The sequence below is a fragment of the Nostoc sp. genome (assembly GCF_036917615.1).
Lineage (GTDB): Bacteria > Cyanobacteriota > Cyanobacteriia > Cyanobacteriales > Nostocaceae > Nostoc.
Window position 1 is genome coordinate 1 of record NZ_JBALCZ010000046.1, and the last position, 13,766, is coordinate 13,766.

Consider the following 13,766-nt stretch of genomic DNA (forward strand, 5'->3'; position numbering starts at 1 on the left):
AGGATGCTTTAAGGCTGACAAGATAATATTTTTAACCTCTAATTCCTTTTGATTTGCGTTCTCTCATATCGCTTTTAGTCTAAACTCCAGTGAGATTGAAAGTTACTAAATTTACCTGCGCTGCATCAGTGTCATTCACCAAATTACAAACTGCTGTATTTATCCAGATATAAAACTACAGCCAATTACCTAGCAGAACGTAGGGTGCCCAATACCTGGGATGTATGTACTTAGGATTTTTTAAAAGAGCCAGTTGAGCGCGACGCAGTGCTTCAGCTTTAGTCAACTTTTTGTTAGCTAACTCTTGGTAAAATTGACTCATTAACACAGCCGTAGATTCATCATCTAAGTTCCACAGAGAAGCGATGGTACTCCGCGCTCCCGCTTGAAAAACGACACCAGCGATTCCCAACCCAGCCTGTGCGTCTCCAGTAGCTGTTTGACAGGCACTCAGCACAAGCAATTCAATAGCTTCAGGTCGGTTTTGCTCGATAGTTCGCACTAACTGATTAAACTGCTTGACATAAATACGGTCTTTCCAAGCAACAATAAATGTCTCCTCAGCTTTGGAGCTAAACTGACCATGAGTTGCCAGATGAACGACTGGAAAAGGCAGAGAATTAATTCGATTCTGCAAAGCCGATCTGGTAAATTCTTGATTGAGAAGTATATTACTAGGGATCTCAGCCCGGATTTGCTCTAATTCCCGCTTCACGTTGGGTAGTGCCGAAAATCCAGAACTTGGTTCACTCAATCCTGCGGCTATTACCTTTAATTCTTTTTGCAATGGTTTGGGTTCAATCAGTCGCATACCTGGAGTCAATGCAATGCTATACTTCTCAATCAGATATTGTTTGCCGTCATAAAGAGCTGCCATCGGGATATTTCGCAACCACCTATCCAGCACAAATACCAAAGTAGGAGTTTTACTTTCAGCTAAAGCACCTTCAGCGGGTTTAATCAACCAGTTATATACCTTTTGCGACAAAGACTGAATTTTTCGTAATGTATGGGGTTTGGTTAAATTTTGCTGTAGTTGTTTTAAAGTAGTTTGCACTTCATCTTTACTTACAGCAGTAGCATAGTGCAGCCAACGTTTTTGCGGTAATTGGAGAATCACCTCTAGTCGGTCTGGCAAAATAAATGGATAGATAACTGTTACGGCTGTTTGGTCTTGTTTTTTGCTTTGAATTTGAGCATTCAAACAGGTGTTGCGAAAAAAGTTATCAAGTTCTGCGACTTGCAACAATTCTATTGTTTCGCTGGCTTTTTCAATATTTGCTAGATTTGGTTGGGAATTTTCCCCAGGTTGCAAAAGTAAATCTACTAATTCCCGGTATACAGGTTCGACTTCATCCCGAAAGGAAAACTTCACTTCTGGATTGACGGCAGCTAAATCGTTGCGGAGTGACTGGAGACTATTAATTGCTTCATTGTAAGCTGCGATCGCACCTTGCGTATCTCCCTTCACTTTCAACAAACGTCCTAGCTGCCATTGCCATCGATAGCCAATATCTTTAGCATCAATAGCTTGAGCCATCAGCAAGGCTTGCTGGGTAAGGTTTTGGGCATCAGACCATTGTTGAGTTTGTTCGTACACTTCTGCCAAAACACCAAGAGCATAAGATTCTGTGCGTTGGTCTTGCAAGCTTCTGGCTTGCTCAATAGCAGATGATAAAAGTTGGGCAATATTCAACCATGAGGGCGTGTCTGTGCTAGTTTTTTTTCTAAATTTCGTTAGACTTTGGGCAAAGTTGATGCGGGCAGAAATTGCTGTACGACTGGGTGGTAATTCACTAAGTTGAGTTTGGATTTGGGACGATAACGCTGGGAACGCATCAAATTTCTCGGTTTCCACTAGTAGCCTGAGTTGATTAACTTCAGCTTGAATGCGGGTAGTTGGTGAAGTGGCAGCATTGGTAGCTTTTCGGTAAAATTCCATAGCTGCTGGGACATCTTGTTGAGCGCGGGCTGTGTTGCCTAAACTGAGTAGAATATCTCCTACTGCTTGCTTATCTGGCAACGATGAAGCTGCTGCTAAACTTTGTTGCAATATTTGCCGAGATGTTTCTAAATCACCAGTGACTTGTACAACATTGCCGAGACTACGCAACCCTGCGACTTTCAAAGGCGAGTTAGGTTGGCTTTGCAGTATTTTAATAGTTTCTTTTAAGGTTTTTTCAGCTTGATGATAAAACCCCAAAACTTGTAAAGCTTGCGCTTGGTTAATCCGGTTACGAATAACCGCTTTGTCGTCTCCTACTTTTTTGTAAATGTCAATTGAGAGTTGCCAACTATTTAAAGCATCTTCAGCCTTGTTTTGAGCTAATTGCAGGCGACCTTTGATATCTAAAACTTGGGCAAGGATTTGGGAGCGTTCTTTGGCGTTGATGTTTTGCGTGGTTTCTAATAAGTTTAGACTTTGAGCGATCGCACTTTCTGCTTCACTCCACTGTCCAAGTTGCTGAGAGGCTAATGATAAATCGCCCAGTGTCATCGCTTGTCGCAGTTGATCTCCATTGCCTTTGAATGCAGAGATAGCCTGCTGCCATACTTTAACAGCCTCAGCAAACTGTTCGACTTCATAGAATTTTCTCCCCTGTTCATACAAGTTTTGGGCATCGGACAATCTTTGAACACTAGAGTTTGCCGATGTTATATGTGCAAAGGTGGGCGGCAATAAAAGAGCGCCTAAGAATATAGCCAAAAACAGCAGTACACTTAAAAAGCGTTTGATTTTTCGTAATCTAGATTTTTTTATTACCATATTTTTGCCTCACTCGCACTGCGTCTTTACTAAAAATAGAGAGTGTAAGTTGCTATAGCGATCCTAAATCATTTGTGAAGATTACATATCTCTTTCTTCTTTCTTCTCTTTGCGTCCTTTGCGTTCTTCTCTACGAGACGCTGCGCGTACCCCTACGGGGAAGCAAGCTATACGTAGTGTCTCGTAGAGAAGGCGGTTCGTTTCCTTATCTATATTTTTCACGACTCATTTAGGACTGCTATAATCAACTTCCCTACTGTTGTTGCATCTGGGTATAAAATTGCTCAGAAAGCTCTCAATCGGTTCAGTTTAGCTGTTTGGGGAATTCGGCAACGGTATCCGTATCCCGGCTCAAACTAGAGTACTAGCTCTTACCGCTACTTTTGTCAACGAAATCAAAAGTTTGTGGTTGATTGACTTTTTTGGTTGATTACTTTGTCCTGGTGTCACATAAAAGATTGCGAGATTGATGGTATTTTATTTTTGCACAAACATCCTTTATCCCAATCGCGATACAAGCTATGACACTCAATTTATATTTACTGCGACATGGAGAAACTACTTTTAGTCAAAGTGGTAATTTCTGCGGTGAAACTGATGCGGAGTTGACTTCTGAAGGGATGCAGATGGCAAAGAGTTTTGCCGATGTTTATCAAAAACTGAAGTGGGAGGCTGTTTATGTTAGCCCGATGAAGCGCACAATCGCAACTGCCAAGCCATTTTGTGATGCTATCGGTATGGATATGCAGTTGCGTGACGGACTTAGAGAAGGTAGTTACGGCAAATGGGAAACTAAGAGTAAATCGTTTGCCCAAGAGAATTACACAGAAAACTATGTAAAATGGTTAACAGAACCCGCTTGGAATGCACCACTAGGTGGAGAAACTGCGGTAGATATTGCTAACCGTTCTATGCCTGTAATTGCTGAAATTCAAGAAAAACATTCCCAAGGTAATGTTTTAGTAGTTTCGCATAAAGCCACGATTCGGATTATGCTTTGCAGTTTACTGGGAATTGATTTGGGACGCTATCGCTATCGGGTGAATATTTTGGTCGCGTCCGTAAGTATGGTTAAATTTGACGTTAATGGCCCTTTGATAGAAATATTAGGCGATCGCCATCATATACCCGATCGTATTCGCTTTCGTCCGGGAACATAATGTCTAAACTCCAGAACTTAGGTTATTAGAAGAAAGCGAACTGTATTGACTCTAAAGCTTCAAAATTTAAAGTCGTGGATCGACGGGTTCGCTTTCCAATGTCAGAATACCGAAAACACATTCATGCACGCGGCGTAGAGGGGTATGGGCGACAAATCGCTCCAATGCTTCAACACCCAAAGCAAACTCGCGCATAGCCAGAGAACGTTTGTGAGATAACCCACGTTGGCGTAGACGTTGCAGATTCTCTGGGGTTGAATATTCAGGGCCATAGATAATCCGCAGATATTCTTGTCCGCGACATTTGACTGCGGGCTGGACAATGCCGCGACTACCTCGAACGATAAAGTCCATAGGCTTGACAACCATACCTTCACCCCCCATTTTAGTGAGATTTTCCCACCAATAAACCCCCTCTGTCTGACTGCTGGGGTCAGTCAAATCTATCACTTTATAGGCAGTAGCTAGGAGCAAAACAGGGTCTTTTTGGCAGATTCTAGCAATTTGCTCCATATGCCAGCGATGGTCTTTATCGATATGGACGGCTCCTTCTGTTGCTAAGATGTGAAAAGGAGCTAACCTTAATCCAGAAATATCAGTTACAGACCAACAGTATTGGCGGTAGGCACTGACGTACTGATGTGCCATATCTGTACGCTGTTGGTAATGACTCAGTTGGGTGCTAATATCTACACCGCGATCGCTTGCTTGTTGTAAACAGTTAACAGCGTCACTGAGGGCAAGGCGTGATGCCACTCCAACGGGTGCATACTGTTCTCGTAGTAGCCCCTGTGCTTTGGCTGACCACGGCATTAATTCACAGTCTAGACACACCCAGTCGGTTTGAAATTCTGACCAAAACCCGCTCTGGGAGAGGGCAAGATTTACCCGCCTCAAAAATTCTGTCTCTAATGCTGAATCATCAAAAAACCTCCGTCCCGTGCGCGTATAGCAGATGCCGATTCCCTCATTTACGACACCAAATCGTTTCTCGGCAGCTGCTAAATCTCGACAAATAATCACAACCGCCCGCGAACCCATGTGTTTTTCCTCACATATTACTTGTGTAATTCCCGGATTTTGGTAATAGGTAAAGGCTTGGGCTGGATGTTCTAAAAATCCTGGCAATAGGGATGTTTCTACCGGAGACATAGTAGGGGGTAAATAAATCAGCCATTTGGGATTGGTGGCAAAACGGCTCATCACTTCTAAAGCCGCGATCGCATTTTCTTCCCGAATAGTAATATTAGATTTCAGTCGGGTGTTGATAATCCGCTTACCTACAACGTCCTCAATATACAAGACATCATCCAATTCTTGTTGAGATGTGCGTGTTGCTGTGTTCTGTTCCAAAGGTTTCACAGGTTCACAATATATACGGGCAGCATGAATGCTCACCAGTTCCTTTTCTGGATAGCGGAGGGCAGTAAGTTTCCCGCCAAAGACGCAGCCTGTATCTATATCAATAGTGTTATTCAACCATTCTGCTTCTGGCACAGGGGTATGTCCGTAAACTACCATTGCTTCACCGCGATACTCTCCCGCCCAGTTGTAGCGGACGGGTAAGCCAAATTCATCAATCTCACCAGTGCTTTCGCCATAAAGAGCAAACTCGCGCACAGCACCAGACCCCCGTCCTTGCATTTCCTGTTTCATCCCCGCGTGAGCCACTACTAACCGCCCATCATCTAAAAGGTAGTGACTTATCAAGGAATCCAGAAACTTTTGCAGTTCTTTGCTGAAAGGTTCGCGCACCTGATCGGGTAAAGCCTCAATCTCAGCCAGGGTTTGCTCTAACCCATGATTAACCCGGACATTTTTACCGCGTAGTTTACGCAATAGTTTGTTTTCATGATTACCAGGAATGCAGAAAGCCGTACCTGCGTCAACCATGTTTCGCACTAGTTTAACTGTATCTAAGATCCGCGTCCCCCGGTCTACCAAATCTCCTAGAAATACGGCTTTGCGTCCCTCTGGGTGGTAGTAAATAGGGGCATTCCAGAGTGAAACAGAGGAAAAAATAGACAATTCTTCTTCTGTGCTTTTTTGCTCCTTTGCCTCTCCACCTTTTTGATAGCCTAGCTGTTGAAGTAATATTTCGAGTTCATCACAACAGCCATGAATATCCCCAATGATGTCAAAGGGGCCATGTTCGTGCTTCAGGTTATTCCAAAGGGGTTGGCGTTCGATTTCAATGGATTCAATTGCTTCTAAAGAGTTGAGAGTGTAGACATAGCGAAAGCCTTCCTTTTCTAAACCTCGCAAAGAACGCCGTAACATTTGGGTATGACGACGCACTACATGGGGGCCAAACTGGCGATCGCTACGGAGTTGATTACGTTCGTGGCACAATTCTTCTGGGAGATCGAGGACGATGGCGATCGCAAAACTGTGATACTGCCGTGCCATTTGCAGTAAGGGCTTGCGGTCTTCCATCTGGACGTTAGTAGCATCAATTACTGTTAGTTTACCTGCTGCTAGCCGCTTGTCAGCAATGAAGCGCAGCACCTCAAAAGCATCTTTGGTAGCAGACTGGCTATTTTCTTTATTTGACACCAACCCGCGACAAAAGTCGGAAGACAGCACCTCAAAAGGTTGAAAGTGCTTACGCGCAAAAGTTGATTTACCGGAACCAGAAGCACCGATGAGGACAATTAGGGATAGTTCAGGAATAGTGATTTTCATAGTAATTAATCTGCACTCAAAAGTTTTGCAATAAATTTGCTATACTCATCCTTCATTGGCAAGTCCAAATCTCGCGTGACGCGTCGCCGTAGTGCTGAGACAGTTTCACCGATGATCGGGTTAAATCCCTGCTTTTGGTATTCTTCCCAATACAGCCCTACACCTCGTTTTTGCCAATTAGGGAGATGATTAAAATTAATCCCATGCTGGAATAATAGTTCGTTTTTATCGGCAACAGACAACCCTTTCATCATACTGGTTGCTTCAGTTACACTTTTGCCATCTCGACGCAGACACCAGTAACAATGAGCATTGAGAGCATTTCTGTGGGCATCCTCACTGCGCCAACGAAAATAATTTACTACTTCTTCTATATTAGGAAGCTGCGAAATACGACAGTCAAAGCAGCCTATAGCACCTAATAGTAAAGAAAATTTGGCGCTGGCTTCACCTGCTAAAACCGAATTGAGTTTTCTTAATTTGCGGTTGAAAGTGTTTTCTTGTTGAGCAAATAGTAGAGAGATTTCATCACTTTGGGTATAACCATAAGTGAGATCTAATCCGCAATTGAGCAAATGTTCGACAGTTGCAAGCATCAAGTCTCGAAAGCGAGTATCGTAGGGAGCCTCAAATTGATGCACTTCTTTTGTCAGGCGAGTAAAGCTGCGTCCATCTAATCTTGCAACTATGTAAAGTCCAGGTAGCACACAATAATCGTGTGCTGTCTCAAACACCCGCATTTTACTATCAAGTTCATCAAATTTCACGGTTCCATTCCTCAACAAAAAATGAATTATTTAAATCATTTTTAACCGAATAAAGTGCATAAAATTCTTCGCTCCACCTCGGTAAATCAAGCTTTTTATACGTTGCTAACAGTCCAACCAAAGGCACGATTTCTTCAGGAAGTCTCTGGCTATTTCGTTGCTTGCAGTCTTCTAGTTGAGACTGAAAGTAGTAACCCACAACCCAGAAACCTTTCGCCTTAGCTGGAGTAATGTAGCGTTTTCTTTCCTCTACAGTTGGGTTAGTATTGTCCACAACGAAGCGTTGTTTACTTTCCAAACAAGCTTGAAGAAAAATTTGCTCTCGATGACGAGTTTTAAGCATATCAAGGTTAATGCGGATGTGAGTATTAAAGAAGCGATCGCGATAAAAAGTAGATTTACCTGCTCCCTGGATTCCTACAAAAATAATTGCTTCCATGATCAATGATGAAATTAGAAGTTATGGCTAAACACTGCCATTTGTGTGGGTGAACCGACTTCTGGATCTTCCGTCCCTATAGGTTGAAATTCCACAGTGTAGCCAAAGCCTTTTGCTACTTGGTTTGCCCAGTTTTGAAACTGCGATCGCGTCCATTCAAAGCGGTGGTCTTGATGTCGCAGTTTTCCCGCCGGGAGATTCTCAAATTTGATGTTGTATTCAATATTCGGCGTTGTCACCACCACCGTTTTGGGTTGGGCAAACTCGAACAAAACTCGCTCAAATGCTCCCAACCGAGGCAAATCAAGATGCTCAATCACCTCAATCACCGTCGCAGCATCATAGCTACTAAAGCGTTTATCCTGGTAAGTGAGTGCGCCTTGGATCAGTTGTACCCGTTCCCACTGGTTACGCGTCAGGCGCAGACGATCCAATCGTTCTTGGGCAACTTCTAGCGCCCTGTAGGAAACATCCACACCTGTAATCTGTTCAAAAAACCCGTCTTTGATGAGTATTTTCAACAGATTGCCTTGACCGCACCCTAAATCAATCACCCGCTTTGCATTGCTTTGTTTTAGAACTGCAATCACAGCATCCAAGCGCTGCTGATTCAGGCTAATCGGCTTTTCTACCTCCGCCTCTTCTTGAGCATAGTTTTCTTCAGCACTATCAACATCGGAATTGTCTGACTCTATTAGTTGAGCTAATGCTAGACGAGTTAAGCGTTGCTGTCGTTTCAGGTAACGCCTGGTAATTTGCTCTCGCGCTGGATGGGTAGTTAACCAGCCTTCACCATGACGTAGTAATTTTTCTATTTCTTCATCGCCTACCCAGTAATGCTTATCGTCATCCAACACTGGAATTAGAACGTAGAGATGACTTAACAAATCACTAAGCGGCAAGGTGTGCTGAAGTTCGACGGTAAAGTATTGGCTCTGCCCCCAATCAGGGAATTTCTCATCTAAAGCATGACCTTCGGCACTGACACCATAGCCCAACGGCTCAAACAATTGCCGCAGAAACTCTTCACCACCGCGACAAGGTAAGACCGATAGTTTTGCTACCAAAGGAATAGGGGTTTGCGCTAATTTTGGTAAGTCTTTGCAGCGACCTCCTAAAGCCGTACTAAACACCTGAGCGATCGCTACACTTAAAAATGAAGAAGCAACATAAGGGCGATCGGTTACATATTGTTCTAGCCTTGCACCGCGTCCCCGCACCAACTTCACAGGATCAACATCCAACAACAACGCCGCCGTACATCGCTCTCTACTAGCTTCTGGGTAGAAAATGTGCGCCTTTCCAAAACTTAGGGCAAAGGACTGACAACGGTCTGGGTGTTTATGCAACAGGTAGCCTAACTCCGTTGCTGGAGAATGTGTTGTTGTGATTGTCAGCAGCATTTATTTACTTGTACAAAGGTTTAGGGTAAGGAAATAATTTATGAATTCTGCTCAAGGATAAGCGATAATATATCGAATTTACTTCTTGTACTCAAATTATCTTCGCTCATATCTGACGTTATTTAAATATAGTTGTATTGATTGCTAAATCATTACAAATGAGTTAGCAAACATGATCGAACTCACCTCCATATACCTAATTTCTTAAGGTTCTAGACACAGAAAATTGAAATTATTGGTATCCCGCACAAATTGATAGAACAATTTTTTTGGATCACAGCTTTTAATTTTGCTTTTTAAAAAAGGTTTTATCTTAACACTATATTTGTAATATGGATACTACATATTGTCAAGGGATAGTACGATTTTTTGATCAGCTAGAGAATGGAGGATACCATTTTAATCCGAGCTTTGCAGGAGCAATGAAAGCCCTCCGCGTGGCGCGACGAGTACATGGAACTATCACTGCTGCAATCCGCATCGGTATTGGTGGAATGCCGCAGCTTCCGAATGGGAGTATATGTGCGTAATCTGCTAGTTGCTGATTGTTCATACTGCTTGGCACTACCAACCTGACAACTGCGTCAACTATCTTGCAGCTAAATTACTGTATCAGTTCTCCTGGTGTAGCAATTTAACGTTTATATGGAATGAAATATAACCAATTAAGCTCATTTAGAAGCAGAAGTAATGACAACTCAGTTTTGGGAAAAAAACAGAGAAATTAATGCGACTCTAACTTACTTACTATTTAACCCTGTGCGTAGACGCTTACTCCTATGTCGAAGCAAGCTACGCGTAGCCTCTGGTAGAGAAGCAGCGATTCAAGATATATCACCTTTGATTCATCATGGTTGGTTGCTTTTTAGGAAGCATCTGCTGCCATTATTATGTCTGATATCATTCTTTGTAGTATTGCAACTTAACAGCTTTGCCCCTGCCGTTGCCCAACTACCTCCTCAACCTCGTCAGGAAATTCGGGGAGTGTGGCTAAGTGGTAACGATTTTAGCATTTTCAGAAATCGCTCAAAGGTGCAAGCAGCCATGAGCCAACTGCAACAGTTAAACTTTAACACTGTTTATCCAGTAGTGTGGAACGATGGTTATACACAATACCCCAGTGCTATCATGCAAAAAATGGGTGTCCCCTTTTTCTTCAAGGGAGCAGATGGACAAGATGTGATTGCAGACATTATCAACCAAGCCCACAAACAAGGACTACTAGCAATACCTTGGTTTGAATTTGGTTTCATGGTTCCCCTAACTTCGGAACTCGCATCCCAGCATCCAGATTGGCTGACACAAAAGCTAGATGGGACTCAAACTTCAATTAGTGCTGCGGGTGAAGTGGCGTGGTTAAATCCCTTCTACCCCGAAGTGCAAAAGTTTATCACCGAACTCGTCATGGAAGTCATTACTCAATACGATGCTGATGGCGTTCAATTTGATGATAATACGAGTTTACCTGTGGATTTTGGTTACGATAAGTACACAATTAGTCTATATACTCAAGAAACTGGCAATCCTCCCCCACCTAATCCCCAAGCCCAAGCATGGATAAAATGGCGGGCAGATAAAATCACGGCATTCATGGTAGACCTCCACCAAACTGTGAAAGCCCGAAAACCGAATGCTATCTTCTCAGTTGCTCCTAATTATTATGATTTCGCCTACAAACTGCAACTGCAAGACTGGCTCAACTGGGTACGGTTGGGTATTGTCGATGAGTTAGTCATGCAAGTGTACCGTAATGATTTGGAAAGTTTTATTGCTCAAATTAGCCGCCCAGAAATTTTAGAAACAAAACAAGTCATCCCAACTGGTATCGGTATTATGGCGGGGTTACGAAATCGTCCCGTTTCCATATCACAAATTCAATCCCAGGTAGAAGCAGTGCAACAACGCGGTTTAGGTATCGGCTTTTTCTACTACGAAAGCCTTTGGGATATTGCATCTGAACCAGTAGCGCAACGTCAGTCAGCATTTGCGGAGCTTTTCCCAAACCCAGCGTTGCGCGACATCTCTCAAAATACACCCCGCAAGCCAACTTTTGATACCATATCCCTACCTTTATATCCAAAACCTTCCCTCGGTCAACGTATTCGCGGCTATTTTCTGGAAGTAGCGATCGCAGGTGGTCAGCCAAGGCGTATCTTATTAGATACAGGGTCAGCAGGGCTAAGAGTTCCCAAAGAATTTTTGGGTAATACTCCTATCCGCAGAACAGGTCAAAATATCAGGGAGGTATTAAGTGATGGTACTATCCTGGAGGGAGAATTAGTTTATACTAGTGTCAGGTTTGGTTTGCTTCCCACCGCAGAACCCGTTCCGGTACAGGTTGTTACTAATCGCCAATGTACTGCCCAAAAGCCTAATTGTTCAGCAAAGAGTGGTGTGCCATTTTCTGGTATTGTCGGTGTCAACTATTTTGAAAAATCACTTCCCTATAATCCGTTGAGAAAATTACCAGGCAATCTGAGTAACGGATTTATTGTGATTGGAAATGGTGGTAGTAATAACAATGGCAGTTTAATTCTCGGTTTGAGTGCCAATAATCAAGCAGGTTTCAAAATGGCTGTTTGGAGTAAACAAAGCGAAATTAATGATGTACCCGGTAACAGATGGGACTCTCAACTGAGCAAAGTTTGTTTAACAATTGCTGGAAGTTCTGCTAAAAATCCTTGTAATGGTAAAATGATCACTGATACTGGAACTATTAATGGTTTGACTGAATTCAAGTCAGCTTCTACAGCAGGTAAACTCAAACCAGGAGTATTAGGTTCAGCAAATGCCGTGAAGGTCGCAATTAATGGCATTTTTGATTACAGCCTGATTCCAGGAACCCGCGACGGATTTAATCGCTGCAATTTGAGTATCTCGCCACAGGCAGAACTGACTATATTTGTAAATCCCGGAATCGCATTTTTTGATAAATACGATGTCCTCTTTGACCAAGTTAATGGAAGACAGGGTTTTCGCAGTCGGCGGTAAGAGGAAAGCTTATCCTCCAAGCAGTTGAGCCATTTTAATTTAAACCGCCCTGCTCGCGTCTGCTAACTTTTGCTCACCAGACTCATCGTTTGTGCGATGGCTGCGGTTTTTGCTAGCCGACGCTAAAATCTTGTACAAAAACGCTCCCATCGAGGAACTAACAAGTTTAGGGAAGATCGAAGAAGTAGTACGCAGTCAAATGCAGGAAGATGTCATGCCAGAAGTAGGGGTTTTTTTACCCTTAATCAATGCTAATATCATGTGACTTTATTTGTCTTAAAATTGCCGTGCACAGTGGACTCTCAGTGTCTAAAAAACCATTGATGATTGTAAAGTGGTTTTTATTAGGCTGTGGTAAGTATTCACCAGGCAATTCTTTTTCTTTCCATGCAGCCAGAAAATCTAACGATTGTCGTTGAAACTCTGAAGTTTCTTCGCCGCCACAAGTTACAAGTAGAGAGCCAGCTTTTTCAGGAAGGTGACGGATAGGACTATTGCGAAGAACTTCAGCCCAACTAAGTTGTATTTTGGGTTGTAGCCAGGTATAGGGAAATGGCATCAAATCAAACAAACCGCTAATAGCACAACCACCTTTAATGATGTCATCTGGTAGTCCATAGTCGTTTTTCCAGTCTGTAGTCATGAGCATCGCAGTTAAGTGACCACCGGCTGAGTGACCGGCTACATAGATGCGATTGGGGTCTGCACCTGCACCAAAGCTTTCGGCATGATGATAAACCCAGGCGATCGCTGAACGATTTTGGCGGACAATTTCATCAATGGTTACTTTGGGACACAACGCATAGTTGACCAGCACCACTGTAACATTGGCAGCTACAAGACCTTGGGCGACAAAGCTAAAGTCTTTACTGCTGGACATTATCCAATAGCCACCGTGGATAAATATCAAAATTGGTGCTTGTGGTTGCGTTGCGGGAAAAATATCTAGGTGTTCGACTAAGGTAGAGCCGAAAAGAACATTTAGATCACAGCGTAGTTTTTCACGCACCTTAACACTGTTTGTGGCATAAAAATTCATGTATTGAGGTATATCAAGACCTAGTTCACTGGGATTATACTGGTAATCTAGCTGGGCCTGAGTTTGAAAATTGCGGTACAGCATTGAGTTTTCTGGATCAGCGCAAGTGATTTTAATTGATACTAACCCAAGTTGCGGTTTATCAAATTCGGGGCGTATCTTCATCATTGATTCAGGCGAGCGCGCAACCCCCCTCACGCTAATTTCAACACCAAACCATCGTCAAATTTCTCAACCGCCAAGAGATCCTCCTACTCATACCTACAGGTTCAGACAAAACAGAAAGTGCGATCGCACCCTTCACTCTTTACTAAAACTCTCAATATCGACAAGGGGATAAGGGTAAAAAAGAACTCATACCCCTTGTCCAGATGGTTTCAAAAAGACTATTTTGAAAGCTAGTAGTTTATGGGGACATTAAGGAAAAACTCCGCTCCTTTTCCTAGTTACGATATTACACTTTTCCCAATTTTCAGCACCTAGCTTGGACATATTCACGATGATAAGTTTTTGCA

General features: G+C 43.0%; 10 protein-coding genes. 3 read left to right on the plus strand and 7 right to left on the minus strand.

The features are described 5' to 3' along the window. Window positions 1-175 precede the first annotated feature (175 nt). Together V7K85_RS15320 and V7K85_RS15325 are read right to left on the minus strand one after the other, a co-directional pair. Entirely contained in the window at window positions 176-2,767 is a 2,592-nt protein-coding gene (locus V7K85_RS15320; RefSeq protein WP_334814496.1) for a CHAT domain-containing protein, read from the minus strand. A gap of 81 nt (window positions 2,768-2,848) precedes the next feature. Next, window positions 2,849-2,989, minus strand: coding sequence for a hypothetical protein (locus tag V7K85_RS15325; RefSeq protein WP_334814497.1), 141 nt, complete (start codon window positions 2,987-2,989; stop codon window positions 2,849-2,851). Between the two features lie 299 nt (window positions 2,990-3,288). Between V7K85_RS15325 and V7K85_RS15330 the strand changes: the two genes are divergently transcribed. Next, a complete protein-coding gene (locus V7K85_RS15330) occupies window positions 3,289-3,927 on the plus strand; it encodes a histidine phosphatase family protein (RefSeq protein WP_334814498.1) in 639 nt (212 codons plus the stop codon). A 66-nt stretch (window positions 3,928-3,993) separates the two neighbouring features. Here the strand turns inward: V7K85_RS15330 and V7K85_RS15335 are convergent, their stop codons facing one another. From V7K85_RS15335 to V7K85_RS15350, 4 genes are read right to left on the minus strand one after another with little or no spacing between them, the layout of a single operon-like run. Further along, window positions 3,994-6,612 carry a polynucleotide kinase-phosphatase gene (locus V7K85_RS15335; RefSeq protein ID WP_334814499.1) on the minus strand — a complete coding sequence of 873 codons (2,619 nt, stop codon included), beginning with the start codon at window positions 6,610-6,612 and terminating at the stop codon, window positions 3,994-3,996. Window positions 6,613-6,617: 5 nt separating this feature from the next. Beyond that, window positions 6,618-7,379, minus strand: a complete 762-nt coding sequence (locus tag V7K85_RS15340) for a tRNA(His) guanylyltransferase Thg1 family protein (RefSeq protein WP_334814500.1) — start codon at window positions 7,377-7,379, stop codon at window positions 6,618-6,620. Continuing rightward, the gene (locus V7K85_RS15345) at window positions 7,369-7,818 is read right to left on the minus strand and encodes an ATP-binding protein (protein WP_334814501.1); all 450 of its coding nucleotides are present in this window, start codon (window positions 7,816-7,818) and stop codon (window positions 7,369-7,371) included. Before V7K85_RS15345 ends, V7K85_RS15340 begins: the two co-directional genes overlap by 11 nt. A gap of 14 nt (window positions 7,819-7,832) precedes the next feature. Next, a complete protein-coding gene (locus V7K85_RS15350; protein ID WP_334814502.1) occupies window positions 7,833-9,221 on the minus strand; it encodes a 3' terminal RNA ribose 2'-O-methyltransferase Hen1 in 1,389 nt (462 codons plus the stop codon). Window positions 9,222-9,553: 332 nt separating this feature from the next. Here V7K85_RS15350 and V7K85_RS15355 point away from each other — a divergent pair, with 332 nt between their 5' ends. Both V7K85_RS15355 and V7K85_RS15360 read left to right on the plus strand, forming a co-directional pair. After that, window positions 9,554-9,751: a hypothetical protein gene (locus V7K85_RS15355; protein WP_334814503.1), complete on the plus strand. Its 198-nt coding sequence runs from the start codon at window positions 9,554-9,556 to the stop codon at window positions 9,749-9,751. A gap of 160 nt (window positions 9,752-9,911) precedes the next feature. Continuing rightward, window positions 9,912-12,212, plus strand: coding sequence for a glycoside hydrolase family 10 protein (locus tag V7K85_RS15360; RefSeq protein ID WP_334814504.1), 2,301 nt, complete (start codon window positions 9,912-9,914; stop codon window positions 12,210-12,212). 241 nt (window positions 12,213-12,453) lie between these two features. Here V7K85_RS15360 and V7K85_RS15365 read toward each other — a convergent pair whose 3' ends face one another. Beyond that, a complete protein-coding gene (locus tag V7K85_RS15365) occupies window positions 12,454-13,419 on the minus strand; it encodes an alpha/beta hydrolase (RefSeq protein ID WP_334814505.1) in 966 nt (321 codons plus the stop codon). Between the last annotated feature and the right edge of the window lie 347 nt (window positions 13,420-13,766).